At 70.0% G+C, this 26048-nt stretch carries 22 protein-coding genes; 5 read left to right on the forward strand and 17 right to left on the reverse strand.

The window, feature by feature from the left end; translation table 11 throughout:
• Positions 1-68: 68 nt before the first annotated feature.
• Positions 69-1718: a mechanosensitive ion channel family protein gene (locus FL344_RS07725; RefSeq protein WP_141592627.1), complete on the reverse strand. Its 1650-nt coding sequence runs from the start codon at positions 1716-1718 to the stop codon at positions 69-71.
• 182 nt (positions 1719-1900) lie between these two features.
• On the opposite strand from FL344_RS07725, the gene FL344_RS07730 reads away from it, so the two are divergent.
• The 3 genes from FL344_RS07730 (at position 1901) to FL344_RS07740 (ending at position 6043) form a co-directional block, all read left to right on the forward strand.
• Entirely contained in the window at positions 1901-2284 is a 384-nt protein-coding gene (locus tag FL344_RS07730; protein ID WP_002634498.1) for a PleD family two-component system response regulator, read from the forward strand.
• Between the two features lie 5 nt (positions 2285-2289).
• Entirely contained in the window at positions 2290-3843 is a 1554-nt protein-coding gene (locus tag FL344_RS07735; RefSeq protein ID WP_194863031.1) for a cytochrome c family protein, read from the forward strand.
• 151 nt (positions 3844-3994) lie between these two features.
• The gene (locus FL344_RS07740; RefSeq protein WP_141618052.1) at positions 3995-6043 is read left to right on the forward strand and encodes a LysM peptidoglycan-binding domain-containing protein; all 2049 of its coding nucleotides are present in this window, start codon (positions 3995-3997) and stop codon (positions 6041-6043) included.
• On the opposite strand, the gene FL344_RS07745 is transcribed toward FL344_RS07740, so the two are convergent.
• Complete coding sequence (locus tag FL344_RS07745) at positions 6030-6419, reverse strand: hypothetical protein (protein ID WP_228564854.1); 390 nt, start codon at positions 6417-6419, stop codon at positions 6030-6032. The genes FL344_RS07740 and FL344_RS07745 overlap by 14 nt on opposite strands.
• A gap of 52 nt (positions 6420-6471) precedes the next feature.
• On the opposite strand from FL344_RS07745, the gene FL344_RS07750 reads away from it, so the two are divergent.
• Complete coding sequence (locus tag FL344_RS07750) at positions 6472-7464, forward strand: L,D-transpeptidase family protein (protein ID WP_141618053.1); 993 nt, start codon at positions 6472-6474, stop codon at positions 7462-7464.
• A gap of 46 nt (positions 7465-7510) precedes the next feature.
• Here the strand turns inward: FL344_RS07750 and FL344_RS07755 are convergent, their stop codons facing one another.
• From FL344_RS07755 to FL344_RS07805, 11 genes are all read right to left on the reverse strand, one after another.
• Positions 7511-8962, reverse strand: a complete 1452-nt coding sequence (locus FL344_RS07755) for a DNA/RNA non-specific endonuclease (RefSeq protein WP_141618054.1) — start codon at positions 8960-8962, stop codon at positions 7511-7513.
• Positions 8963-9031: 69 nt separating this feature from the next.
• Entirely contained in the window at positions 9032-9589 is a 558-nt protein-coding gene (locus tag FL344_RS07760; RefSeq protein ID WP_194858544.1) for a gamma-glutamylcyclotransferase, read from the reverse strand.
• A gap of 60 nt (positions 9590-9649) precedes the next feature.
• Entirely contained in the window at positions 9650-11407 is a 1758-nt protein-coding gene (locus tag FL344_RS07765; RefSeq protein WP_011555647.1) for an ATP-binding protein, read from the reverse strand.
• Between the two features lie 75 nt (positions 11408-11482).
• The gene (locus tag FL344_RS07770) at positions 11483-14008 is read right to left on the reverse strand and encodes a serine/threonine-protein kinase (RefSeq protein WP_141618056.1); all 2526 of its coding nucleotides are present in this window, start codon (positions 14006-14008) and stop codon (positions 11483-11485) included.
• A gap of 100 nt (positions 14009-14108) precedes the next feature.
• Positions 14109-14888: a hypothetical protein gene (locus FL344_RS07775; protein ID WP_141618057.1), complete on the reverse strand. Its 780-nt coding sequence runs from the start codon at positions 14886-14888 to the stop codon at positions 14109-14111.
• Positions 14885-16168 (reverse strand): ABC transporter permease, encoded by a 1284-nt coding sequence (locus FL344_RS07780; protein ID WP_141618058.1) that lies wholly within the window; start codon positions 16166-16168, stop codon positions 14885-14887. Before FL344_RS07780 ends, FL344_RS07775 begins: the two co-directional genes overlap by 4 nt.
• Complete coding sequence (locus tag FL344_RS07785) at positions 16165-16866, reverse strand: ABC transporter ATP-binding protein (protein WP_141618059.1); 702 nt, start codon at positions 16864-16866, stop codon at positions 16165-16167. The genes FL344_RS07780 and FL344_RS07785 overlap by 4 nt, the downstream gene beginning before the upstream one ends.
• Positions 16863-18518, reverse strand: a complete 1656-nt coding sequence (locus FL344_RS07790; RefSeq protein ID WP_141618060.1) for a hypothetical protein — start codon at positions 18516-18518, stop codon at positions 16863-16865. Before FL344_RS07790 ends, FL344_RS07785 begins: the two co-directional genes overlap by 4 nt.
• Before the next feature lie 120 nt (positions 18519-18638).
• Positions 18639-19442, reverse strand: coding sequence for a hypothetical protein (locus tag FL344_RS07795; RefSeq protein WP_011555653.1), 804 nt, complete (start codon positions 19440-19442; stop codon positions 18639-18641).
• Positions 19443-19457: 15 nt separating this feature from the next.
• Positions 19458-20645 (reverse strand): ABC transporter substrate-binding protein, encoded by a 1188-nt coding sequence (locus FL344_RS07800; RefSeq protein WP_141618061.1) that lies wholly within the window; start codon positions 20643-20645, stop codon positions 19458-19460.
• Positions 20646-20655: 10 nt separating this feature from the next.
• Entirely contained in the window at positions 20656-21393 is a 738-nt protein-coding gene (locus tag FL344_RS07805) for a PspA/IM30 family protein (protein ID WP_011555655.1), read from the reverse strand.
• Positions 21394-21654: 261 nt separating this feature from the next.
• On the opposite strand from FL344_RS07805, the gene FL344_RS07810 reads away from it, so the two are divergent.
• Positions 21655-23022 (forward strand): sensor histidine kinase KdpD, encoded by a 1368-nt coding sequence (locus tag FL344_RS07810; RefSeq protein ID WP_141618062.1) that lies wholly within the window; start codon positions 21655-21657, stop codon positions 23020-23022.
• 3 nt (positions 23023-23025) lie between these two features.
• Here the strand turns inward: FL344_RS07810 and FL344_RS07815 are convergent, their stop codons facing one another.
• The 4 genes from FL344_RS07815 to FL344_RS07830 form a co-directional block, all read right to left on the reverse strand.
• Positions 23026-24372, reverse strand: coding sequence for a 5'-deoxyadenosine deaminase (locus FL344_RS07815; RefSeq protein ID WP_011555657.1), 1347 nt, complete (start codon positions 24370-24372; stop codon positions 23026-23028).
• A 20-nt stretch (positions 24373-24392) separates the two neighbouring features.
• Entirely contained in the window at positions 24393-24797 is a 405-nt protein-coding gene (locus tag FL344_RS07820; protein WP_011555658.1) for a cytidine deaminase, read from the reverse strand.
• Between the two features lie 34 nt (positions 24798-24831).
• Positions 24832-25197: a TIGR02266 family protein gene (locus FL344_RS07825; protein ID WP_043611561.1), complete on the reverse strand. Its 366-nt coding sequence runs from the start codon at positions 25195-25197 to the stop codon at positions 24832-24834.
• Between the two features lie 299 nt (positions 25198-25496).
• Positions 25497-25907 carry an SET domain-containing protein-lysine N-methyltransferase gene (locus FL344_RS07830; protein ID WP_141592612.1) on the reverse strand — a complete coding sequence of 137 codons (411 nt, stop codon included), beginning with the start codon at positions 25905-25907 and terminating at the stop codon, positions 25497-25499.
• Positions 25908-26048: the final 141 nt, after the last annotated feature.

Raw genomic sequence — 26048 nt, forward strand, 5'->3', positions numbered from 1 at the left:
GCGCGCCGACTATTCAAAACCCCATGCCCCCAGGCAAGGGCTCACTGCGCCTGGGGGGCAGCCCGCCTTCACGCCCGAGGCGGCGCGGGCGGCAACTCAGGGGAAGCGGACAGCCGCGTCGGGTCCAGCTCGGGCGGCGGGAAGGGACGCGCCTCCGTGCGAGTGACGGGCAGCCACAGCGGGTGGGCGCGAAGGAAGGCGACCAGCTTCTCGCGCACCAGGGCCCGCAGGTCGAAGAGCTTGCTGAAGTCCGACACGCTGACCAGCGCGCGCACCGTGAGGGTCCGGTCCAGCACGTCCAGGACGACCACCGTCGCCACGCGGCCGTCCCACAAGGCCTTGCCCTCGTTCTCCAGGATGCGGCGCAGCTCCGCGCGCAGCGCGTCGATGTCTGTCTGGAAGTCCACCTGGAGAATGACGGGCCCCAGCATCTCCGGGTTCCCCTTGCTCCAGTTCTGGAAGGGCTTGTCCAGGAACTGGACGATGGGGATGACCAGCCGGCGCTGGTCCCACGTCCGCAGCACCACGTAGGTGAGCGTGATTTTCTCCACCGTGCCCCACTCGCCCTCGGTGATGAGGGTGTCGCCAATGCTGATGGGCTGGGTGATGGAGAGCTGGATGCCGGCCAGCAGCGTACCAATGGACTTCTGCGCCGCGAGACCGAGCACCAGGCCGGCGATACCGGCGGAGGCCAGCAGTGACACTCCGACGTTGCGCACCACCTCGAACTGGATGAGCAGCAGCGCCGCGGCGATGACGTAGGTGGCCACCTCGAAGATGGCGCGGAGCACCACCAACTGCGTGCTCACGCTGCGCGCCCGGGCCGCGTCCTTCATCTCCGACGACACGCGGCTCTGCACGAAGGCGACGGAGACGTGGAGGATGCGCAGCACGGCCCAGGCCAGCGCCACGACGCTCAACGAATAGCCGATCCGGATGAACACGCCCTGCGCCGGACGCGGCAGCCGCAAGAGCAGCGTGCCCACCACCAGCAGCGCGGAGAAGGTGAGCAGCTTCAGCGGCCCCTTCCCCGAGGAGACCACATTCTCCTCCCAGGTGAACCGGGTCCACCGCGCCACACGGCGGGCGAAGGCCAGGACCAGGCGCTCCAGCAGCACCGCCAGCCCCAGGCTGCCCAACACCGTCACCAGCAGCCCCAGCCACTGCCAGGGCTCCAGTCCCAGCACCGTGTCACTGAAGAAGAAGGCCGGCAGGAGGCCCACCAGCCGGGGACCATACTCCGCGAAGAGCGGGTCCACCTGCCGCACCGTGGACTCGCTGAAGACCCAGACCAGTTCCCCCTCGGTAGAAGAGACCCGCTGGACGCGGACGGGGACGTTGTTCCCCTGCAACGGAATGGTGCCCAACTGATCGTAGCGCGCGTCGGCCGGGTCGCCCTCCTGCTCCTTGCTCAGCGAGCTCACGTCCACGGGCAGCTTGCGGTCCAGCACGAACTTGAGCGCGCGGGCCAACTGGAAGCCCCGCTCCGCCTGCTGGGCGCGGGGGATGTAGTCCAGGTCCAGGTAGTGCGCCGCCAGGGCGTAGTCACCCCGGTGCGCGGCGGCCAGAAAGCCCTGCACGGTGGCCTGCGGCGTCTTCCGGTCCACCGAAGGGGGCGGCGGGTTGAGGCCCGCGTTGAGCGCGGCGGCAGGAAGGCTCCACAGCAGCCCCAGTCCCAGGACGAGTGCTCTCAGGGTCCATCTGTCACGGTGCATCATGGCTGACTTCCATATCCCTTTTCGGATGTCTCACTGGAAAGAAGTCGTCCCCGGAGACCCGGCGGGCGAGCGTGCGGCGGTGGACATCCGAAATCAGGGAAACACCGGCCCCGGGAGCGCACGGGAAAGCGTTGGTGCGGCGCGTGGGGGTAGGATAGATAAAGGAGTGAAGGAAGGTCGCCGTGTCCGAGAAGCGAAGAATCCTCCTGATTGATGACAGCGAGATTACGCTCGCGATGGAGAAGGCCGTGCTCGAAGCGCGCGGCTACGAGGTCATCGCCACCTCCACGCTCATGGAGTTCGAGAAGACGCTGCAGACCTGGCGCCCGGACCTCATCCTCACCGACATCCACATGCCCGAAGCCAAGGGCACGGATATCTGTCGCACGCTCAAGAACGAGTACGGCACGCAGGACATCCCCATCGTCCTCTTCTCCAGCCTCCCGGACGACGAGCTGTCCAAGCTGGCCGAACAGGTGGGGGCAGACGGCTCCCTGTCCAAGGTGAACGGACTGGAAGCCATGGGTGAGAAGATCGACGAACTGGTGCAGAGCATCCTCTGGTGAATCCCATGCGTGCCTTCCTCGCCGCGGCCCTGCTGGCCGCGTCGCTCGCTGGCTGTGCACGCAAGGACCCGCCCCCCAAGCCCGCGGAAGCAGACGCTTCGGCTTCGTCGGCCACCGCCGCCGCGAAGCCCGCCGTGGCAGCAAGCCAGGGCTCGGGCGCCATCCTCTTCTTCTCCGCCGACACGCGTGGCTACCTGGGCCCGTGCGGCTGTAGCGAGAACATGCGGGGCGGCATTGCCCGCGCCGCCGCGCAGGTGCAGTCGGCGCGCAAGGGCTCGCTGCCCGTCCTCTATGTGGATGGCGGCAACAGCCTCTTCGGCGAGCAGCGGCTCAAGCCAGGACAAGTGCCCCAGGAGGAGCGCAAGGCCAAGGCGCTCGCGGACGCCATGCGGCACATGGGCCTGGCGGTGCGCGCCACCGGCCCGCTGGACGACACACAGGGCGTGGAGTTCCGCAAGGGCCTGGGGCTGCCTGAGCTGGCGCCGGGTGCGGTGAAGCTGCTGCCCGCGGGCGAACGGAAGGTGGGCGTGGTGGCGGCGACCACGGCCGCGCAGCTCGCGGAGGCCAGCGCCCAGGCCCGCGCGCAGGGAGCGGACTTCGTGGTGGGCCTGCTGGACGTCACGCTGGACGTGGCCCAGCAGGCGGTGGAGCAGCCGAACCTGAAGGCCGACGTGGTGGTGGCCACCCGCACCGCCACCGAGTTCAGCGGCGAGGAGAACCGGCTCGTGCGTTCCGCGGTGCCGGTGGTGGCGCTGCAGAGCAAGGGACGCTCGCTGCTGCGCGTGGACCTGGCCTATGCACCCCAGGCGGGCCCCTTTGCGTTGCAGAAGGGGCAGGATGACCTGGAGCGTGAGGCCGCCGCCCTGGAGCAGCGCACGGCGCTGCTGGACAAGGACATCAACCTCCCCGGCACGGACCCGAAGCTCAAGGCGCTCAAGCAGGGCAAGCGCGACGAACTGGTGGCGCGCCGGCAGGCCCTGCTGGACGCTCCGCCCGTCACCAACGACGGCGTCAACGCCTTCACGCTGCGCTTCGTGCCCCTCGAGTCCAGCCTTCCCTCCGACGCGGAGGCGGTCGCGCTGGTGTCCGCCTATGACGCGGACGTGGGGAAGATGAACCTCGCCTGGGCGAAGGCGCATGGACAGGACTGCCCCCCTCCGGCGCCGGGCCGCGCGGGCTTCGTGGGCAACGAGCCCTGCCGCACCTGCCATGAGGACGCCTTCCCCGTCTGGGAGAAGTCCAAGCACCACCTCGCCTGGGAGACGCTGGAACAGGTGGGCAAGCAGTTCCACCTCAACTGCGTGGGGTGCCACGTCACCGGCTGGGAGCAGCCCGGCGGCGTCTGCCGGCTGGACAAGGTGGCGGGCCGCGAGGACGTGGGCTGTGAGAGCTGCCACGGTCCGGGCTCGGAGCACGCGGATGCGCCTGGCACCCACAACATCATCGCCTCGCCGGGCGAGAGCGTGTGCGTCACCTGTCACAACCCGGAGAACTCGCCTCACTTCGATTTCGCGACGTACCTGCCGCGCATCGTGGGGCCGGGACACGGGAAGCCCTAGTCATCCAGGAATCCAGGGCCTCGCCTGGGCGGTTGCTCCTACCCGGCGTCCAAACAAGACGCGCATGGCGCGACTCCTTGTTTGACTGTCAAGGAAAAGGGCGATTACTTCCCGCTTTCGCCCGCCTCCGGGCGCCCGTTCCCGCGACTGTATGCCGCCTCTACCTCTGCTCCTGCTCGCCCTGGCCTCAGCCCCTGCCTCGGGGCTCACCCCACCGCCCGTGGGGCCCGTTCCTGCCAAGGCTCAGGTGGTGGAATCCGAGGGTGCGCAGGCACCCGCAGCGCAGGCACCGGCCGAGAAGGCACCCACGGCCGAGAAGGCACCCACGGCCGCCACGGAACCTGGCGCCGCGGATACCGCGACCGATGATGTCGATGAGCCCGCTTTGGAGCCGCTGGAGCCCGGCACGCCGATGGTGGCCGAGGACGCCTCCGAGCAAGGCGAGGCCACGCGCGACGCGGTTGAGTCCGAGTCCGCCGAGTTGGAGGAACTGCGCGCACTGGAAGGCGCTGCGCTGGACCCGGCGTCGCGCTCCACCGCGGAGGTGATGCAGTCGCTGCGACGGCTCGGGCTCGCCAACCCGCTGCGGATGCGCATGCTGGACGCGCTCGACGAGCACACCTTCCGCGAGGACGAAGAGCTGCCGGAGATTCCGCTCATCACGGACCTGGCGACCTTCGACGTGGCGCAGATTCAGGACCGCTACGACATCCCAGTGGAGATGCAGCCGCTGGTGGCCCAGTACGTCCAGTTCTTCCAGGGGCCCGGGCGACGCTGGTTCCGCAAGTGGATGTCGCGCGCGGCCCGGTACGTGCCGGTGATGCACCCCATCCTGGAGCAGTACGGCCTGCCGAAGGACACGGTGTACCTGGCGATGATTGAGAGCGGCTTCTCGGCGCATGCCTATTCGTGGGCGCACGCGGCGGGGCCGTGGCAGTTCATCTCCAGCACTGGCAAGCAGTACGGGCTGAAGCAGGACTTCTGGGTGGACGAGCGGCGGGACCCCATCAAGGCCACCCACGCCGCGGCGTCATACCTGAAGGACCTCAAGCGCGAGCTGGGGCACTGGTACCTGGCGTGGGCCGGCTACAACACCGGCTCCGGACGCGTCCGGCGGATGGTGGAGCGGCACGGGACGACGAACTTCTGGCTCCTGTCCGAGGAGCGCGGCCTGGCGAAGGAGACGAAGCACTACGTGCCCAAGCTGATTGCCGCGGCGCTGGTGGCCAAGCACCCGGCGGCGTTCGGCTTCAACGAGAACGAGTTCGACCCCGAGCCCGTGCTCGACTTCGACGAGGTGCAGCTCACCGACGCGGCGGACCTGGACGTCGTCGCCCGCGCGGCCGGCGTGCCCGTCAAGGTGGTGCAGGACCTCAACCCCGAGCTGAAGCGCTGGTGCACCCCGCCGGCGACGGCCAAGAAGCCCTACACGCTCCGGCTTCCCAAGGGGGCAGGGACGCAGTTCGCGGACAACTACAAGCGCATCAGCCCCGCGGAGCGGCTCACCTTCCGCATCCACAAGGTGAAGCGCGGCGACACCCTGTCCCAGATCGCTGAGACGTACGGCACGGCGTCCGAGGCCATCCTCCAGATGAACCAGCTGAAGTCGGCCCGGACGTTGCGCGTGGGCGGAGAGCTGGTGATTCCGATTCCCGCCGGCAAGAGCTCGGGCGGCGCGCTGGCGACGAAGGTGGCGCAGGCCCGCCGCAGCGGCGTGGTGGTGCGGCCCGAGGACGAGGTACCGGCGGGCACGCCCAAAGGCCCGGTGGCCGCGGGCCCCGTGAAGAAGGAGACCATCAACGGGCGCACGCGCGTGACCTACGGCGTGATGTCCGGCGACAGCCTCTGGGTGATTGCGAACAAGTTCAACGTGTCGGTGGACTCGCTGAAGCAGTGGAACAACCTCAAGCGGCGCAACCCGACGCTCCAGGTGGGCTCCACGCTGTTCATCTGGCCCGATGGCAACACAGCCACCGCCAGCGTGCAGGAGCGCGGCGGCACGGTGCTGGCGAAGCACTCGGTGAGCGTCGCCAAGCCCGCGGGCAAGGCCGGCAAGGTCCACACGCTGGCCGAGGGCGAGACGCTCTGGTCCGTCGCGCAGCGCTACGGCGTCAGCGTGGACGACATCATGCGGTGGAACAAGATCAAGGACAACCGCACCATTCCCACGGGGAAGGTGCTGCTCCTCAGCGCGCCGTAGTCTCCGGCGCGTACACGGTGAAGGCGAGCTCCGCACCCACGCTGGCGAGCTGCCGGACGACGAGTTCCGGCACGGGGAAGGCGCTCGAATGGGGCTCCAGCCCCACATGAATCCCGATATCGAAGCGCCGCTGGGTACAACCGTCCCACGCCGCGCGCGCCTCTTCGGGAAGGGCCTGGATGAGCCCCACGAACTCCATCAGCGCAGACTCCACGCTCGTCGGCCAGGAAGACAGCTCCAGACAGGCGAAGTGGGGCTCCTCGTGAAGCGCGAACGCGCCCGGAGCCAGCGCGCGAACCAGGCCCTCAAGCCGGTGCGGGCTTCGGATTTCGAGGTCCACATTCAGGAACGTCGTGGCGGAAGGTGCGATCCTCAAAGGCAGACCTCGCGTGGTTGCGTCGGGCGAGCGATTTGCACTGAGGCCGGGGATGACCTCATCCATCTCGCCACCCGAGCCACGTATCTCGTTCCTTCCGCCTGACGTCCCGGACGCGGTATCAACACCCGCCCTCGGGAAGACGGCACGCAGTCCCAAGCCCGCCTCCCGTGTCACCGTCGACCAAGGTCCTCAGCCCTCGCTGGATGCACGTCCACGGTCCGGGACGCCCTTGCCTCCGGAAGGCGTGGACCGGCCCGCGCGCACTCCAGCGCCCCCTGACAACGCGCGCTTCATCGGACTGCCCCAACTGGCGGACGTCGCGTCAGGGGCCCAGGTCCTCGGCCCCGGCAGCCAGGGCGAGGGCCTCCGCGCCGTACAGGCCGCCCTGCTCGACATGGGCTTCGCCCTGCACGGCGGCGCGGACGGACGCCACGGCCCGCACACCACCCGCGCCCTGCGCAACTTCCAGGTCCACGCCTCGCGCACCTTCCCCGCCGTCCTCCCCACGGGCGCGCTGGATGCCGCCACGCTGCGCGCGCTGGATGCACTGGCGCCAGCGCCAGGGACGCGTGGGCAGACACGGGGACTGCCTTCCGCCTTCTTCGACGGACAACAGGTCCGCGTGGTGGTGGCCCTCCGCGAGCACCGGACCTTCCTCTTCGACACCCGTGGACAACTCGTGGACATCTTCCCCAACGCCACGGGCGCCGCGGCCTCCCCTACCCGCACCGGGCTCAAGGTGGTCCGCACGAAGCTGGATCAACTGGCCACCGAAGCGGCCGGCGCACGGCTGTGGAACGACCGCCATGTCTTCGGCGTGCGCATGCTCGACCTCTCCTGGGCGGATGGCCGGCACTCCGGTGAAGAGCTGCACGGAACGAACGCCCCCGCCCTCCTGGGCACGGATGTCTCGCACGGCTGCATCCGCCACTCGAACGAGGCCGTGCGCGTGCTGCACGACGCGCTCTCCGTGGGAGACCGCGTGGCCGTCGTCGAGCACGTGGACGACCCGCACCTGGGCGTACCGCGCCCCGTGGCGTGAGCCCGCGCTTCCCCCGGAAGCGAGCCCCAGGCCGCGAAGCCCCGCGTCAGTTGCCGGGCGCGAAACGGAACAGGCTGGCGGCGAAGTACAGGCTGTTGCGCTGGAAGACGCCTTCGGCCGACGTGCCCTTCTCCAGCTTGTCCTGCACCCGCTTGGGCAGGTTTGCGTAGAGGTCCTGCCCCAGCAACTCCTCGATGCGGTCCACGGGCACGCGGTGCGAATCGAGCAGCGGGAGGATGTCCTCCTTCTTCGACGGCCCGTCCTTCATATTGGGCACGAGGTACGCGTACATCGTGAGGCTGCCGTTCGGCAGCTCGTGGAGGACCGTCTTGAAGTTGTGCGTGGGCACGGCGAGGCGGCGCTCACCCGCCCCCGTCGTCTCCCGCTTTTCAGGAGGCAGCGGCTGTCCCTTGTCATCCAGGTACAGGTTGCCGGTGAGGATGTACGCCTTGCCCCCCAGCGAGTTCACGAGACCGGAGACGCCCTGCTCCAGCGTGCGCCACACCTGCTGGTTGTGGTTGCCGTGTTGGGGGGCGATGTTGGTCATCAGGTGGCTCTCGTTCATCGCCTCCTGCGTGGGCGAGTCCTCCGCCGGCTTCATGTGGCCCCGGTCGAAGCCCGTCCGCGTGTAGTCGGAGTCAGTGACGCCGTTGCGGCCCAGCTCGGGGTCGCGAACGAAGGTGCTCTCCAGCCGGGACACCGTCGCGGGCGTCTCCTGGATGTCCGACGCGGACAGCATGTAGCTCACGACGGTGGGGACGTTCGCCCCCTGGTCCAGCGCCAGGCGCGAGTACTCCTTCACCAGGCTGAGCCCCTCCGAGCCCTGCGCTCCGGCTGGACGCAGCGGGTCCAGCTCTCCGGCCGCTTCGGCCACGCGGCTCTGGAACGCGGCCATCTGCTGGTCCGGCACCCAGCGGGTGTCCGCGTGCTTGCCCGCCTTCGACGCCTGGATGAACGCGTCCAGCTCCTCCGCGCTGAGCTGGCCGTCTCCGTTGCCCCCCAGCAGGTCCGCGCGCCGGGCCACCGTGGCCTGCCAGCCACGCTCGAAGGCGTCCACGCCCACCGCGGAGCCATTTCCCTGCGCGAGCTTCGCGTCCAGCGAGGAGCGCTTCTGCTGAAGCGCGGTGGACGTCAGGTACTGCCCGTCCTCGGGCGCGGCCAGGTAGCTCTCCAGCTCCGCCGCGGACACCTGCCCGTTGCCACCGCGCGTCTTGCTGCCCGCCGCGTCAGCGGCCTGCATCAACCCCACCTGCCAGCTGTCATCCTTCCAGCCGAACTTCTCCTGGAGCTCGTTGATGGGCACCTCACGGGCCGTCGAGCGTCTCCAGCTTCCTCCAGGCGTGGTGACGGAATTGAGGGGCGAAGCGGCCGATGCCGGGCGCGGGGGAACGGCTCGCGTCGTGGTGGGTCGCAGCGTCATCCTGAATGTCCTCGGGGCCGACGAGGTGAGGCACGAGGTGGAGCCCCGTCCCTCATCGTCGGCCGTCCGGCGCACCAAGTTGCGTCACGGCTCCGTTTTCTTACGAAGAAAAAGAATCCGGGGGTCGTTTCGCACCTGGATACCCGCCTAACCCTTCTTTCCAGGGCCTTTCGAAGGGTTCAGGGCCTCGGGACCCGCCTTTTGGAGGGCCTGGACGATTCGGGCCTCGGCCTGGAGCCGCTCCACGTGGTCTGGGGACAGCCCGGCCTCCTCGGCCGACAGCGCCAGGGTGACGAGGAAGGCCTCACTCACGAGCCCCTGAGCGGGCGTCGCGGGAGCCGCGGGCGTGAAGACCTGGGCGCTGAGCACGGCCCCGGTGAAGGTGCGCACCTTCACCTGCCGGACCTCGGTGGCGCCCGCCATGGCGGACTCCAGGCGGGCCAGCGCGTCCCAGGCGTCCGCGGGAACGCGGCGGAGCATGCCGGGGAGCTTGTGGCCCGGCGCATCCACCAGCCGGGCCACCTTCCCGCCCCAGGCCGCCGACGCCACGTCGTAGACGACGTCCACGTCGAGCGCCTCGGCCAGCTCGCCCTCCAGCACGTCGGGAATGGGCGGGAGCCCCGGGAGGCGCTCGTGCGCAATCACCGGGGCCAGGTCGAGGGAGTACGCGAACCAGGAACGCGGAGCAGTGGGGCCAGCAGCCATGTCCCAAGTCTCAACGGGCCGTGCGCCCAGGACAAGCGCCTGGGCGTGAGGCGGCACCGGCTACTGCGACTCCAGCAGCGCCTTCAGCTCGCGCACGCGCCGGGTGATGTAGTCCCGGTCCAGTTGGCGGAAGCCCTCGGGCAGCAGCTCGCGGCTGGTGCACTCCTGCACCGCCACCAGGTTCTGCAGCTCGATTTCCAGCGGGTAGCTGGGGGGCACGAAGTCCGCGAGCACCGCGGCCAGGTCGTCCTTCGTCACCGCCTCGCGGCCCTCCGCCAGCGCGCGGAACTTCGAGCGCACCATGACGGCTTCGATGTCCGCGCCGCTGAAGGCGCGCACGCCCTCCGGAATCAGCGTGGAGAAGGATTCGATGCCTTCCACGGACACGCCCGTCTTCTTGGACATGACCTGGAACAGCTCGTCCCGCTCCGCGTCCGTCTGCGGATAGAAGAGCGCCAGGTGCTCCTCCGCGCGCCCCTGCCGCTTGAGGTCGATGGGCAGCAGGTCCGGCCGCGCCGTCATCAGGAACCAGACAATCTTCCCGCGGTAGAACGTGTTGCCCATGAACGAGGCGATGGAGCCGAACACGCGGCTGCTCGTCCCGGAGTCTCCGCCGGAGTCACGGTTGCCGAGGAACGTATCCGCCTCGTCAATCATCACCGCCACCGGCCACAAGGCCTTGAGCAGGTTGAAAATCTTTTCGAGGTTCGCCTCGGTGACGCCCTGCCACTGGCTGCGGAAGTTGAGGAACTTCACCACGGGGATTCCAATCTCCCCGGCGAAGCAGCTCACCATGAACGTCTTGCCCGTGCCCACGGGGCCCGACAGCAGGTAGCCCATGGGCATGACCTCCAGGCGCCCCTTCTTCAGGGCCCCGGCGGCCTGCCGCAGCATCTGCTTGGCCTTGGCGTGTCCCGCCACGGCGTCCAGCGTGTGCACCGGCTCGATGAACTCCAGCAGGCCGTGGCACTCCGCCTGGATGATTTCGCGCTTCTTCTCCTTGAGCAGCTCGGAGGTGATGCGCACCTCGCGCTCGAGCGCCTCGGTGAGCACGCGGTCCAGGTTGATGCGGGACAAACCCGCCGTCATCTTCGCCAGGCCCGCCAGCGGCACGTCCGACACGGACTGGAGCCGCTTGCCCTCCAGCTTGTAGCGCACGTACTCCAGCCGCTCCTCCTCGGTGGGAAGGGGCAGCTCGATGGGCGCCACGTACGGGTTGCGGCTGATGCGCGGCGACACGTCCGCCAGGTTCTCCGCCAGCAGCACCACGGACACGTCGGACGCGAGGAACTGCGGGTCGTGCGCCCACTTGTCCAACGTGGCCACCACGAAGCGGTCCTCGCTGGAGAGGTGGCTCATCTCTCCGCCGGGAACGAGCGTCTCCGCGAAGTCGACGATGAGCGCCAACGAGCGGCCCTCGCTCAGGCGCATGCGCATGAAGTTCTCCAGAATCTGGAGCGCGCGGCCCGGGTCTCTCGGCATGACCTTGGCGTAGTCGGTGCCGTACATGGCGTCGTAGCCCGCCATGGCCCGCTGCAGGTCCTTCTGCGTCTCCGGCGTCGCGGAGCGGATGCCGGACGACCGGTCATAGAAGATGACGTGGTCCCGGCCGCCGAAGAGCTCCTCGGAGAGGAACGTCTTCAGCGTGCCGAAGCCGCGGCCGCCCTCCTCGAGCTGCAGGGGCTGCAAGTCCCGCACGGCCCCGTACAGCAGGAAGGCGCTGACCGTCTTCGTGTAGTACTTCCGGGCCAACTGCTGGGCCCAGCGAGGAAGATCCGCCAGGGGATCCGCCTTGTTCACCTTGCGCACCTTGCTCACGAACTCCCGCCTCCTCTCGCTCCACCCACAGGGGAGCTGGCGCGCCCGCCCCCTTCGCGGGAAGCGGGCCTTCGGCTAACGGCAGCGCGGCTGCCGCTTGAGGGAAACGCTCGCGGTGGCCGGCTCATTGCCTGGCGCTGCGTCCGGGACGTCCACCTCGGCCTCGTTGTGGCACTTCAGCTTCAGGGTGAGCTGCCGCGCGCTGGGTGGCACCTGGACGACGGCGGGCGTGGTGGCGCCCATGTCCTTGCCGTCCACGAAGATGGTGGCACCGGCCGGCTTGGACTCCACCTTCACCGACACCCGCGTCACCACTGGCTCCAGCTTGAGCGACACCTCCACCGGCCCACCGCCGGATACCGGCACCCGCTTGGACACGGGCTTGTGGCCCGGGGCACTCACCTCCACCACCCACTCCGGCCCGCTGAGGGGCACGTCCTTGATGTAGGCCGCCGACTTGCCCTGCTCGCGCACCACCCGGCCATCCACCTTCACCTCGGCCGTGGCGGGCTCCGTCGTCAGCACCAACGCCGCGGTGCGCACCAGGCTCTCCAGCACCGCCTGCACGGGCGTGACGTCCTTCCCCTCGGCGACCTCCACCGTCTTCGTGAAGGTGTTGTAGCCCTCCGCGCTCACCACCACCATGACCTTGCCGGCGGGCACCTCGCGCAGGAGCGTCGCGCTGCCACCCTCCAGGGGCACCAGTTGCGTGTCCAGGCGCACCTGCACGCGGTTGCGGACCTCCGAGGGCACGCCCTGCAGGTCCACCAGCACGTAGCCCACACCGGGCCCCGACACCGCCCAGCCGATCAGCGCTAGCAGGAGCACGGCGACCGCGCCGATGCCACCGAAGAGCACCTTCCTCGGAATGGGTGCTCGGCCGCCCACGGACGGCGTCGCGCCGGTGGTCCGCTCCGGGGCATCCCCGTCGTCTTCATCGTCATACGCGGGGGCCACCGGCGCGGGCGGAGCCACGGGGGCCATTGGCGGCAACGGGCGGGCCGCGGCCTGCGAGGCGTCGAGCACCTGCACATCCCGCGTCATCCGCGGCAAGCCCCCACCCCGACTCGTCCGGGACGTGGCAGCCGAGGCGGGCGGCGGCGGCGCGTCCGAGGGCGACAGCGTGGGCACGGACATGGACGGCCGCACCACGGGGATGTTCGCGTGCGACAGCCGTGGCGGGCCGACGGGAGGCGACAGGGGCGCGGGCGGCGAAATGACCGCCGTCCTGCCGCTGACGGGCTCGTCGTCCGCGTCGTGACCCGGCGTCGACGGCACCTCCAGCGGGGTGATGGCACGCCCGACGGCGGCCCCCGGCTGCGTGGTGGGCTCTGGCGTGTCCGCGAACTCATGGTCGCTGGAGACGAGCTGCGTCGCCCCGCCCTCGTCCTCGTCGGGAGGAGGCGCGGCGGTGGCGGCCGTCAGCTTCGGCAGCGCGGCCAGCGTGGGCGAGCGGCGCACGCCCCCTGGAGGCACCGTCGGCATGGAGCCCGTCATCCGGGGCTGCGGCGCCACCGGCTGCACCACCGGAACGGGCGCTGGCGGCGGCGCGGAGGGCATGATGGGGCTGTTGAAGGACGCGGCTTCCAGCGCGGCCTGCATGCCTTCGGGCGGCTTGATGTCCGCGTAGTCCAGCAGGCGCTGCTTCTCTCGCTCCACGTCCTCCGCGAACGTGGACTTCATGTACTGCGCCAGGTCCTTGCGGCTGAAGATGGTGTCGCTGGTGATGAGGAAGCGCTGCAGGTCGTCGCCCAGCTCGCTGGCGTACTGGTAGCGCTCGTCCACGTCCTTGGCCAACGCCTTGAGGACGATTCGCTCCAGCGTCTCCGGGATGCGCCGGTTGTACGTGCTGGGCGACGGCACCTCCGCCTTGCGCACCTTCTCCAGCACGCTGAAGTCGCTGTCGCCCACGAAGAGGCGCTCACCGGTCAGCATCTCGTAGAGGCACACGCCAATGGCGAACACGTCCGAGCGCCGGTCCAACGGCAGGCCGCGGATCTGCTCCGGGCTCATGTAGCCGAACTTGCCCTTGAGGATGCCAGCCTGCGTCTTGGTCGCCTTGCCGGCCGCCTTCGCGATGCCGAAGTCGATGACCTTGACCTCGCCCTCATAGGAGATGAGGACGTTCTGCGGCGAGATGTCGCGGTGGACGATGTTCATGTCCCGCCCCATCCCGTCCTTCTTCCGGTGGGCGTAGTCCAGGCCCTCGCACATCTTGGACACGCAGAAGGCCACCAGCGGCACCGGAGCGGGCTCCCCCTTCTTCCGGCACCGGTCGAAGATGGCCCGCATGTCCTTGCCGGGGATGTACTCCATCGAGATGAAGTAGCTGCCGAGGATGTTGCCCAGCTCGTAGATGGACGCGACGTTGGCGTGGGTCAGCTGGACGCTGATCTTCGCCTCGTCGATGAACATCGAGATGAACTCGTCGTCCTCCGCGATGTTGGGGAGGATGCGCTTGATGGCGACGAGCCGCTCAAAGCCGCTCGCGCCGAACTGCTTCCCGCGCCACACCTCCGCCATGCCGCCAATGTTGATGCGGTCCAGAAGGAGGTACTTCCCAAACGGGATGGGCTGCCGCTTCGGTTGAGTGGTCGTCACGTGGGGGAGGGTCCGTTCTCGGCGAGCCTATCGATCGGGGCTCCAAGGGGTCAACCTCGTGAAAGCCCCGCCCAAACTGACCAGGCAGGCAGGCGGCGGATCAGGGCCCGGCCCGAGGAGAACCCGCGTCCGTGTCACCGGCGGGTGACGGTGGGGCAGCAAGGCTGTCGCGGAATGCGGTTCCTGGCTCCGCTTCATCGGTTGGAATGGGGCGAACCAACAGGAAGCGCGCCTCGCCCGCGACGGACACGACGGCCGGCGGGCCGAAGCGCTCCTCCGCGGGGAGGCCCACCATCGTCACCCAGGCGCCCTGCCGCTCTGGCGCCACGCAGTAGAGAATCGTCCCGGCACGCACGCCGGGCGCATCTCGCACAGGCCCCTCGCAGTCCTTTCTGACCTGGAGGGTGTACGCCGGGAGTGACTCCCCTCGCACGAGGTACGGCGGCCGGCCCAGTTCCTCCAGCAGGGACTGGAGGAGGCGCGGGTCATCCGGTACCTCCAGCGCGGAGGTACGTTCCTGCGCCGATTGGTGGAAGCGCTGGAGCGCCATGGACGCGATGTCCGTGGACGTCAGCGGCGTACGGCTCTCCGACAGCACCAGGTCCACGAAAAGCGCACCCACCAGGACGATGGGCAGCAGCCGGTAGCCCTTGAAGCCATCCTCCTTGCGCTGGAGCAGGCCCACGACGAACGCGAGCGCGGCCACCGCGGCCACGGCCAGCACCACGGCGGGCCGTTCCAGGGAGGGCACCGTCATGAAGGCGGACACGTCCGCGGTGCGGGCGCGCACGGCGTCGGAGAGGTCGCCTCCGTAAATCCAGGCGATGGCCATCAAGCTCAGCGCATTGCCAAGCAGCGTCTTGCGAGAAGGAAGTGTCATCCGGCGAGCGTCCGGGCGGGGTCGGTGGCGGCGGCACGGCGACTGGGGAAGTACGCGCCCGCGAGCGCGGCGACGAGCCCCAGGGCGACACCTCCGGCCACCACCGGCCAGGGGAAGGAGAAGAAACTGTCGGGCTTGAAGGGGAAGTTGGGCAGGTAACCCGCCGCCAGGCGGTTGACGCCCAGGGCCAGCAGCAGCGCGGCGATGGTTCCCGCGGCGCCGCCCGCGAGCCCCACCACGGCGGCCTCGGCCAGGACGATGGCGCGGATGTCCGCGCGAGAGGCCCCCACCGCCTGCATGACGCCAATCTCCTTGGCGCGCGCCCGGACGGAGGCGGACAGCGCGTGGGCGATGTTCACCGCAGCGAGGATGCAGATGAGCAGGGACAGCAGCGCCAGCGCGGACGTGGTGAGCGCCACCGCCGCGCCCGAGTTCTCCGCCATCCGGCGCTCCTGGTCATCGATTTCCAGCCCCATGCCCTTCACCGCGTCCACGATGACGGGCACCTGCGACGGGTCCGTGGCCACCAACGTGACACCGGAGTAGTTCTCCGCGTCCACGCCGAACGCGCGGTTGAGGCGGATGGCCGCGTCCAGCGGAATGGTGATGCCGGCCAGCAGCGCCCGGTCCGACGCCCCCACCACCTGCGCCTGCCCGGACTGCGTGGGCCCCGACGCGGACGCCGCGGCCACGTAGGAGCGGTTGAACTCCACCGGGAAGCCGAAGCCCACCAGCATGTTGGCGGAGAGCTGTGGCAGCTTGCGCGCCGGAGCGAACGTCTTGTTGTACAGCTCCAGGAGCCGCGTGGACACGAGCGCCGGAATCGGCTGCCCCTCCCCCGCGTCCTTGAACTCGCCCAGTTGCACGTCGCCCTGCACCAGCGCCGGCTCCACGCCCAGGGCCAGCACCTCCATGCCCATGCGGAGCCGGGTGCCGAAGAAGACGCCGTCGTAGCGCGTCACCGCGGGCACGCGCACGTTCATCTTCCGGTAGGCGGCCTCCACGCCGGGCAGCTCGCGCAGGCGCTCCACCGTGGGCGCGTCCAGCTTGCCTCCGCCCAGCAGCGAGCCCAGCGACACCGCCGGAGGCACCACGTCCACCAGCCGCGCGTCCGTGGGGAAGACCTTCTCCTTGATGACCCGGCCAACGCCCAGGCCCAGGCCCACGAAGAACACCAGCGCGCCCACGCCCATGGCCACGCCGAAGGCGGAGAAGAACGCCCCCTTGCGCTCGCGGGCGAGGCTCAGCCGGACCAGCCGGGACAGTGCGTCCAGCCTCATGGCGCACCTCCCGTGGCCACCTGAAGCCCCGCGCGCTCCTCCACGAGCTGCCCGTCCTTGAGCCGCAGCACGCGCTTGGCCGCCGCGCTCATCCGTTCTTCATGGGTGACGCACAACACGGTGAGCCCTTCGCGGTGCAGCTCCTGGAACAAGGCGATGACGCCCGTACCCGTCGCCGCGTCCAGGTTGCCCGTGGGCTCGTCGCACAGCAGCAGGCGGGGCTTGCCGAACAGGGCGCGGGCAATGGCTACGCGCTGCCGCTCGCCGCCGGACAGGCGCACCGGCGCGCGGTCCTTCTTCGCGCCCAGGCCCACGCGCTCCAGCAGCGCCTCCGCGCGCTTGCGGGCATCCGGGGGCGCCACGCCGAAGTGCGACGGCAACAGCACGTTCTCCACCGCGGAGAGGTTGGGGATGAGGTGGAAGGACTGGAAGACGAAGCCCACGTGCGTGTTGCGGAAGTGCGCCAGGGCCTTGTCGCCCAGGCCCCGCAGCGTCACACCGCCCACGCGGATGTCGCCGCGGTAGTCGACGTCCAGGCCGCCCAGCAGGTGGAGCAGCGTGGACTTCCCGCTGCCGGACGAGCCCACCACCGCGACGAACTCCCCTTGCGTCACGTCCAGCGACATGCCGTCGAGCACACGCACCTGGGTGCCATCACCGTCCACGTACGTCTTCACGACGTCCCGGGCTTGAATCACGGCGCGGCCGACGGGCTGGAGGTGGCGGCGGAGGGCGCCAGGCGCAGGGACAGCTCCGCCTGGAGCGCCTTGTCCTTGCGGGACACGGCCAGCGTCACGGCGCGCAGGTCATCCACGGCCTCCAGCCAGCGCACGGTGGTGGCCTTGATGGCGAAGCCGCCAATGCCCCAGGCCTCCGACGGCAGGTTCTTCACCGCGTCCGACAGGCGCCGCAAGTCCAGCACGGCGCTGAAGGCCGCGTCCTTGCCAGCGTCCTTCAGGTCCGCGGCCACCGGCCCGTCGCCCGAGGGCTTCGCGAGCGAGGCCAGCGTGGACTCCAGCCGCGCCTTGGGCGAGGCCACCACCAGCCGGCCGTTGGGCGCGAGCGCGAAGTGCGCGCCTTCGCCCGCGCGGTAGGACGTGAGGTACACGCGCTGGCCGCTCAGCTCCGACGCCTCCACCTTCGCGCCGAAGTTCTCCGCGATGCGCGGCAGCTGCTCCAGCGTGGACTGCATCTTCGGGGCGTCCTCGGCGTCCGCGAGCGCCACCAGGTGGACGAAGCGGAAGGGGTTGGTGCGGCGCAAATCCAGCACCGGCATGCCCGCGCCCAGATTCACGGTGGGCGACAGTGACAGGCCCAGCACCGTGCCCGGCTTGAGGTTGTCGAGCAGCTCCGTTTTCACGTTGAGGCCGCTGTTCTGCACCGCCCGGGTCAGGTAGCCGCCGGCCAGATAGGGCCACACGCCGTCGAGGTGCGACGCGTCCCCGCGGAACTGGGCCACCAGGAAGCTGTCGGCGGGCAGCGCGGTGAGGAGCGTGCTCGCGGCGGGCGCCACCGCGTCCAGCGCCGCCAGGGACGCCTGGGTATCCGGCCAGGGCGCGTCCGCGTTCAGCGTCACCGCGCGGTCCTCGATGCGGCCCGTGAGCGTGACGCCCTGGACGGTGCCCGGCGGCACGAGCCCGGCGCCGCCCGGGAGCCAGACGTGGAAGTCACGCTGGGCCGGGAGCCGTTGCAGCGACGCCGCCATCACCGGCTCCTTCGCGAGCGAGCGCTCTTCCGGCTGCGTGGCCAGCGTCCCCAACGTGGCGGCGGTGGCCCCCGCGCCCAGCAGCGCGAAGCGCGTCCCCTTCACGAAGAAGATGCCCAGCGCGGGCGTGGCGCTGCCGGGCCTGCTGAAGGTGACCAGGTCCCCACCGTCCACGGAGGACTGCTTCTTGTCGGACGCGCCCAGGCGGCTGCGCGCGAAGTTGCCGAACGTCTCCTCGAGCTTGCCCGCGTCCTTGACGCCCACCACGGAGATGGCTCGGTTGCCCCCGAGGAACGCCGCGCCCGCGCCGAGCTCTGGCGCGATGCCGGCCGTTTCGAGCGCCTGGCGGCTGCGCAGGTCCACGCCAATCTGGCGCATCACCGCGGAGACGTAGCCTTCCGCGGTGGAGAAGTTCTGGAGCTGCGCGGCGAACGAGGCGGCCTTCAGCTTCTGGAAGCGGGCGAGCTTCTCTCCCAGCGCTCCCAGGTCATTGATGACCACGGCGGCCTGCGCGTCGCGCGGCAGGTAGCGAGCCACCCCCACAGTCGCGGCCGGGGCGGCGGGGTCCACGTCCTTGCCACAACGGGAGCAGCCCGCGACGGCGAGCACGAGGAGGAGGGACGGAAGCCAGACTCGGCGGAGCATGCGGGCACCTCAGGCTGCCTGGGGCGGAGAGTCAACCGATTCGTGGAGGCTCCAGAGCCAGTCCAGGAGCCCGGATGATGGGCAGGCGACGGCCAGGAGACGGCCCCCAGCCGTGGAGATTCAACGCACCCGGCTGCCGTGGGGCAGCGGGCCCCGCGTCTCCTCGGAGAACTCGAGGAACTGCTCCATCTGCCGCACGGACTCCTCGGTGGCCTCCGCCTCCGCGCTCAGCATGGTGAGCTGGCGGTTGACGACCTCCGGGTCGCGGATGGCCACGGATTGCTCGTGCGTCAGCCGCATCAGGTCCTCGATGCCCGCCAACTGGTGGCTCACCACCTCGCGGCTCTCACCGGCCTGTTCGAAGCGCGCCAGCCGCTTGCGGAGGATGTCCACGCGGTTCTGCTTCACGTCCTTCAGCCGCGGGTTCGTCTCCCCCGCCACGTCCACCTCCAGCTCCGCCACCTCGCGCTGCAGGTGCTCGCGGTCGGAGCTGTTCAGGTACGTGCGGTACTGGTTCAGCGTGGAGATGAGCCGCAGGAAGGACGTCAGCAGCGCATCCAACCGGGGCTCGCTGTCCGCCTCCAGCACCTTGCCGCCCGGCAGCTTCCGGTAGTTGGCGAGGATCTTCTCCTTCAGCCCGACGAGCTGCTGGTAGTGCTCGCGCTGAGAGGGCGCCAGGTCCGCCTGGAGCGCGTCCAGCGCCTTGCGCGCCGCTTCCGGGTCGTCGAGCGTGTTCGCCCGCACCGCCCGCTGGAAGCGCTTCATGGACGACATGACGCCCAGGTAGAGGCCTTCCAGACCCAGCGCCACCAGCATGGGCAGCGGCTCACCCGTCATGGCCGCCGAGGCAGCCGCCGTGCCCAGCCCCACCAGGTTGGCGGGCATCATGAAGGCGGCCTTGATGTAGTTCGGCGACTTCGCCACGTCCGTCCTCCAGCGTCAGGGGCCGCGAGCCTCCGACACGTACTTCAAAGCCCCCAAATCCTTCGTGTCCTCCGCGGGAGGCACCGGAGGCCCTTGCTTCAACTTCTGGAAGAGCGCCGCGGCGCTCTGGAAGAGCTCGTCATAGGTGACAGGCGCCTCGCCGGAAAGCCCGAAGAAGGCCCGATTGTCCGCCAGCGTGGCCGGCGGCGCGCTGCGGATGGCTTCAATGGGGTCGCCCAGGTACGGCGCCACCTCCCCCAGCATCCGGGCCCCCGCCGTCGGGTCCTTCAACACGTTCTGCCCCGCGTCCAGGAGCCCCCGCAGCACCCGCCGCACAGCATCCGGGTAGCGGGCCGCGAAGTCCCCCCTGGCGACCAGCACCGTGGCCACCAGGTGCGGCGCATCCGCCGTCGTCGCCAGCACCGCGCCGCCCCGGTCCCGAGCCGCCAGCTCCACGTCACCCCACAGCCCCACCACCGCGTCCGCCCGGCCCTCGCGCAACGCCCGGCCCGCATCCAAGGTGGTGGGGAGTTCCACCCAGCGCACGTCCGTGATGCGCAGCCCCACGCGCGACAGCAACCACAGCGCGAAGTAGTGCGACGAGCCATACGGATACACGCCCAATCGCCTGCCACGCAGGGAGGCGAGGTCCGGCACGCCCACCGCGGCCAGGGCCTCCTGCCCCCGGCTGCGCCCAACCAGCAGCAGCGTGCGAGGCGCGGCGTCCCGCAGCAACGGCGCCCACGCGGCCAGCCGGTCGACGGACAGGGTGGCCATGTCCACGCCGCCGTTCTCCGCGCCAATCGACAGCGCGTGGCGCAGGTCCTCTTCCTTGGCGAAGAGCACCGCCCGCGCGTCCAGCGCATAGGCCGTCTTCAGCAGCCCCTGCGCCGCGCCGGGCGGAGGCACCGGGTTGTCCAGGGTGGTGGCCCCCCCCGTCGCCACCAGCAGGCCCGCGGAGGCACCGCGCGGGCTGAAGCCGATGAGCACCGGCCGCAGGGGCACGGAGGCCACGTCCGCCACCGGGGCCGCCACGCCGGCCGGGAAATCTCCCGGCGACAGACGGACCGCCTCACGCGTGGACGGGAAGTACCGCTCCTGCAAGCGGTCCAGGTACCCCATGCGCGACGCGAGCGCATAGCTCGCGCCGAGCACACAGAGGAACAGGAAGAGGAAGAGACCTGGACCGCGGTGGAGCCTCATTCAAGACGGACTACTCGACGCCGACCTTCTTGCCGATGGTCTTCTCCGGACCGCTGCCCACCTCGGACACCGGCGCCGGGCTGCTGACGAGCCCCATCTCCATCTTGAACTGCTTCACCAGCTCGTTGGCCTGGATCTTCTCGGCCTCTTCCTCGATGGACGCCGCGGTGTGGTCCACCGACTCGAGGGCCATCTGCATGCGGGCCTCGTTGATGGCGGACTTCTCCTGCACCTTGCGCAGCATCTCATCGTGGGTCGAGTCGATGCCCGCCACGGTGAAGGACTCCATCGTGTCGGCCACCTTGGCCTGCCACTTGGCGCGGCGCGCCTCGCGGATGGCGTTCATGGCCTCCTGCGTCTTGCGCTCCTTCTCGCGCATGAACGCCTTCTTCACCGACAGGGCCTTCTCGTACGCCTGGCGGGCCGTGGCCAGCTGCTGCTCGTTGCGGGCCAGCGCGTCCTTCTCAATCTGGAGCTTGGAGGCGTACTGCGCGGCCAGGTCGTCACGGCCCGCCTGGATGGCGGCCTTCACCTTGGCCGTCAGCGAGCGCACGTCGTCCTGGTACTTGGCGTTCTCCTTCTCCAGCAGCGTCACGTTCGCCCGGACCATGGCGATGGACTCGTTCATCTTCGGGACCTGGTCGTTCAGGTCACGGACGTTCTGCTCGAGAATCAACTCCGGGTCCTCGATGGAGGAGACGAAGAACCCGGCGAAGCTGCGCATTGCTCTCTTGAATCGTTGCCACATATCGGCGGTCTACCTCCGTCCAGACCTACTTGCAGCCACCTTACACGATCCCCGGGGCGAGCAAGCAGACACAGTCCCAATGTCTTCTCAGTGCTTACGCGCTTCTACCTAAGGCGATTGCGGCGTTTCCAAAAGCGTGACGTGACGGTTCCACGTCGGAAAATGGAGCCCGCCCGCGCTACGCCCGCCCGTCCGTCCGCTTCCGCACGATAGGCGGCAGGGCTTGCAAGCCACGAAGGAAGCAGGGAAAAACCACGCCTCGTGACGTCTCCACCTCCCGTGCCCGGCCCGCTCGAAGAGACGATGTCCCGGGCCATGGACGCCCAGCGGAGGAGCGTCGTCGGCGCGGGCGCGGCGGTGCGGCTCGTCGGCGCGGCCCTGTTCCTGGCCATCAGCACCACCCTGTGGCTGGCCGGAGGCCGGGACTGGGGGATGTACCCACCGGCGTTGGGCCTCTACGCCTCGGTCGCCGGCGTGCTGTTCATGCTCCGCCAGCGGCGCGTGGCCCGGGGCCTGGGCGCGGTGCAGTCCCTGGTGGACGTGGGGCTCGTGTACTGGCTTCAGTCCACGGCCCTGCCCGTCTCGCCCTTTCCCGCGGGTGTGGCGGGCTTCAGCCTGGGCCTGTTCGCGCTCGTCGTCGCCCTGAGCGGGCTGGGCATGCGAGGCACCGTCGTCTACGGCACCGCGCTGTTGTCCGCCGTGGCTCAGGCTGCGCTCATGCGGCAGGCGAACGTGGGCTGGGGCGCGGTGGCCATCGCCGTGGTGGCGCTGGTGCTGGTGGCCGTGGTGAGCCACTACGGCACCGGGCGGCTGCGCAACCTGGCGGTGACGCTCTCCCGCCTGGAAGTGGACCGGGCGCTGGAGGCCCGCCGCTTCCAGGAAGTGGAGGAGGCGCGCCGCACGATTGAGCGCATGCTCACGGACGCCCAGGCACAGAACGCCGAGTTGCAGCGGCTGCAACGGGACAAGGAACAGCTGACCGAGTTCCTGGTCCACGACCTGCGCTCGCCCCTGTCGGCGCTGACGCTGTCCTTGTCGTGGATGGAGCAGGAGGTGCCCCAGCAGGGCATCCTCGGCGAGTCCGTCCGCACGGGACTGGCCGTCACTGCGCGGCTGGACCGGATGATTTCCGACCTCCTGGACGTGCCCCGCCTGGAGGAAGGCCGGCTGGAGCCGCAGCGGACCACCTTCCCCGCCACGCGCATCGTGGAGGACGTGCGCCGCTCCCTGGAGAGCGTGGCCCGCGCGCGCAAGCTCACCCTGGACGCGGAGGTCCCCGTCCAACTGGAGCTGGAGGGCGACGCCGACCTGCTGGTCCGCGTCCTGGAGAACCTCACCACCAATGCCCTGCGCTACGCCCCGTCGGGCGGGAGGGTGCGCCTGGAAGCCGGCGCGGATGTGAACGGCCGCTGGCTCGCGGTGCGCAACGACGGCCCGCCCATCTCCGAAGAAGCGCGCGGGCGCATCTTCGACAAGTACGAGCAGGCCGACGCGGAGCGGAACAGCCGCCGGGGCTACGGCCTGGGGCTCTACTTCTGCCGGCTCGCCGCGGAGGCCCACGGCGGGCGGTTGGCGGTGGAGGACGTGCCCGGCTGGTCCACGTCCTTCGTGCTGCGGCTGCCGGCCTGAGCCTCAGCCGCTGCGCGCCTTCTTCTGGCGGCGCTTGAGGATGCGCGCCACCTGCGCGTTCGCGTTCGCCAGGACGGAGGGCGCGTCCAACGTGGTGAGCACCCCATCGCGCAGCACCGGCTGGCCGTCGATGAAGACGTGCGCCACGTCGCTGCCCCGCGCGGAGTGCACCAGCGGCACCAGCACGTCCTCGGGCGTGGGGCCCGCGTGCAGGCCGCTGACGTCCACCACGGTGATGTCGGCGCGCTTGCCGGGCTCCAGCGAGCCCACCTCGTCCTCCAGGCCCAGCGCCCGGGCGCCGTGCAGCGTGGCCATCTCCAGCACGCGCATGGGCGTCATCGCGCACGGCCCCACGCGCGGGTTGTGCATCACCGCGGCGAGCTTCATCTCGTAGAAGATGTCGAGCGTGTTGTTGCAGGGCGCGCCGTCCGCGCCCAGCGCCACCGCCACGCCGGCCTCCAGCAGCTCCGGCACCTTGGCGATGCCCGACGCCAGCTTGAGGTTGGAGCCGGGGCAGTGGCACACCACCGTGCGGGTGTCGCGCAGGATGTCCTGCTCCTCCTGGGACAGCCACACGCAGTGGGCCATCGTCACGTGCGGGCCGGACATCCCCACCGTGTGGAAGAAGGCCACGTTGTCCTCGCCGCCGGTGTACTGGCGGACCGCGTCCGTCTCCTTCGCGTTCTCACTGGCGTGGGTGTGGATGCGCAGCCCGTGCTCCTTGGCCAGCCGCGCCACCTCGCGCAGCAGCTCCGGGGTGCAGGACAGCACGAAGCGCGGGGCGAAGGCGTAGCGCAGCCGGCCGCCGTGCGTGCCGTGCCAGCGCTCCTTCAGGGCGAGGCTCTCCTTCAGGGAGTCCTCGGTGCTTTCGCGCAGGCCCGCGGGGACGCCCGCGCCCGCGTCCATCATCGCCTTGCCGCCCACCAGCCGGAAGCCGGAGTCCCGCGCCGACTCGAAGACGGCGTCGTAGTGGTACACGCTGCCCATATCGAGCGCCGCCGTGGCGCCCGAGCGGATGAGCTCCGCGAAGGTCAGGTCCGCCGAGGCCCGCATGGACGCGGCGTCGTGCGAGGCCTCGAAGGGCCAGATGCGCTCGCGGAGCCAGTCCAGCAACTCCAGCCCGTCCGCGCGGCCACGGAAGAGCGTCTGACAAGCGTGGAGGTGGCCGTGGATGAGGCCCGGCAGCACCACCTTTCCCGTTACGTCCACCACCCGCCGGGTGCCGCGAGGCTTGAGGCCCCGGCCCACCTTGGCGATGCGGCCATCCTGTACGAGGACGTCCGCATCCACGAGCACCTCGCGCTCGCGGTTCATCGTTACAACCGTGCCACCAGTCAGGAGCAAATCCACGGCGTGCTCAGGCTCTCTCGCTAGAAGAAGTCTTTGGTGAAGGCATGCGGCAGCAGGCCTCCCAGGGTGTAGCGCGCCTCGCCGCCCTGGGGCGTCCGGCTGCGCACGGGCAGTTCCTGCCCGCCAAACTCGGCCATGACCTGGCGGCACATGCCACACGGAGGACAGGGCTCGGGGGTGTCCACGACGATGGCCACGGCCACCGGCTGAGTGTGCCCCTGGGCCACGGCCGCCGCGAAGGCATTGCGCTCCGCGCAGACGGTGAGCCCGTAGGTGGCGTTCTCCACGTTGCAGCCGGCCACCACGGCGCCGTCCGCAAAGAGGACGGCGGCCCCTACGGGGAACCGCGAATAGGGCACGTGGGCGCGCGCTCGCACGCGCGCGGCTTCCTCGAACAGGCGCTCCCAGGGAATCTCGTCCGCCATGACGCCCTCCTACACGAAGCCGGATTGAAGTCCGTTACGAGCGGGCCGTGCCGCTCTGCACATCATCCAGGTGGCGCGCGATGGCCAGCTCGGACTCCACCGGCAGGTCCACGAAGCGGACCCGCGCCGCCGGACCGTTGGCACCCGGCGCGGCCTGGAGCACCTCGCCCTTCGCTTCCACCTCATCGGGAAGGATGGGCAGCCGGAAACGCACTTCCACGCGCGTCCCCTGCGCCCAACCGGAGCCCTGCCAGGCGCAACCGCCCAGGGACAGGTCTCCCTCATGCTGCTCGAAGTCCTCCGAGCTGCCTTCCCGGCGCACCTTCAGGCGCATGGGGACCCGGGGCGAATCCCGTCGGTCCTCGGCCTTGTCGCTCATCGAGTCGTTCCTCTCGGCCATCGCCGTTACCTCCCTGCCGCTCATGCTCGCGCCACCGCCAGTCATTGGAAACCCACGTGGGTCCTGGCCCGCGAGCCCATACCGTAGACGCGTGCCGCCGTCTCGTCCGAGGCGACGTTCCCCCCTCCGACACCCCGCCCCGCCTTGTCACGACGCCCCGTCACCCGTCCATCATACGGGGGAACACCGGCCCGCGAGGCTGGGAAAAATTGGGGCCCCCACCGTTCCAGGCGGGGCCATCTGGCGGATTGCCGGCGCCCCCCGCTCGGTGCTGGCCCCGTGAGCCCTGGGGGTGGCGCTCAGGCTGGGACGCCCTGGTCCCGGGACGCCCACCAGTCCTCGCCGTAGCTGATACAGAGCTGCTCGCCGGGGTGGATGTCCCGCAGCGCGTGGTAGCAGAAGACGTCCCGGGTCGCCTCGCGGTGATAGGACGTGTTGGGCTCTCGGGCGTGGTTGTAGATCATCCCATACCCCAGCACGAGCGCCACCCACTCCCCCTCCCGGGGCACCTCGTGCGCGGCCCACTGGAGCAGGAAGACGTAGTCCTGGAGCTGGGGGTTCTGCGAGAGGGCGCGCGGCAGCTTGAGGTAGTGGCATTCCTCGATGAGGTCGCCCGCCTTGATGAAGGCGTCCGTGAAGACGCCGTAGCCCCACTCGCACGGACGGACCTTCACGCCCGGATGGATGTACAGCGCCGCGCCCTGGTTCATGGCCCCCTGCCCCGCATGGCTCAGGGCTGAAGGATGGCGCCTTCCCGGTGCGGGGTGAAGCCACAAGTTGCCGCCATGCCCCCAATGCCAGGGCGGGTCCGGACCACCTCTGTGCGGCGGTGCGTCAGGCCGCTAGAGTGC

Origin of the sequence: Myxococcus sp. AB036A, from assembly GCF_006547355.1 — a bacterium.
Classification (GTDB): domain Bacteria; phylum Myxococcota; class Myxococcia; order Myxococcales; family Myxococcaceae; genus Myxococcus; species Myxococcus virescens.

Bases quoted from the DNA above. Each gene is read 5' to 3' on its own strand.
- FL344_RS07725 (WP_141592627.1), bottom strand. From the start codon at position 1,718: ATGATGCACCGTGACAGATGGACCCTGAGAGCACTCGTCCTGGGACTG.
- FL344_RS07735 (WP_194863031.1), top strand. From the start codon at position 2,290: ATGCGTGCCTTCCTCGCCGCGGCCCTGCTGGCCGCGTCGCTCGCTGGC.
- FL344_RS07740 (WP_141618052.1), top strand. From the start codon at position 3,995: ATGCCGCCTCTACCTCTGCTCCTGCTCGCCCTGGCCTCAGCCCCTGCC.
- FL344_RS07750 (WP_141618053.1), top strand. From the start codon at position 6,472: ATGACCTCATCCATCTCGCCACCCGAGCCACGTATCTCGTTCCTTCCG.
- FL344_RS07760 (WP_194858544.1), bottom strand. From the start codon at position 9,589: ATGGCTGCTGGCCCCACTGCTCCGCGTTCCTGGTTCGCGTACTCCCTC.
- FL344_RS07775 (WP_141618057.1), bottom strand. From the start codon at position 14,888: ATGACACTTCCTTCTCGCAAGACGCTGCTTGGCAATGCGCTGAGCTTG.
- FL344_RS07780 (WP_141618058.1), bottom strand. From the start codon at position 16,168: ATGAGGCTGGACGCACTGTCCCGGCTGGTCCGGCTGAGCCTCGCCCGC.
- FL344_RS07790 (WP_141618060.1), bottom strand. From the start codon at position 18,518: ATGCTCCGCCGAGTCTGGCTTCCGTCCCTCCTCCTCGTGCTCGCCGTC.
- FL344_RS07800 (WP_141618061.1), bottom strand. From the start codon at position 20,645: ATGAGGCTCCACCGCGGTCCAGGTCTCTTCCTCTTCCTGTTCCTCTGT.
- FL344_RS07805 (WP_011555655.1), bottom strand. From the start codon at position 21,393: ATGTGGCAACGATTCAAGAGAGCAATGCGCAGCTTCGCCGGGTTCTTC.
- FL344_RS07820 (WP_011555658.1), bottom strand. From the start codon at position 24,797: ATGGCGGACGAGATTCCCTGGGAGCGCCTGTTCGAGGAAGCCGCGCGC.
- FL344_RS07825 (WP_043611561.1), bottom strand. From the start codon at position 25,197: ATGGCCGAGAGGAACGACTCGATGAGCGACAAGGCCGAGGACCGACGG.
- FL344_RS07830 (WP_141592612.1), bottom strand. From the start codon at position 25,907: ATGAACCAGGGCGCGGCGCTGTACATCCATCCGGGCGTGAAGGTCCGT.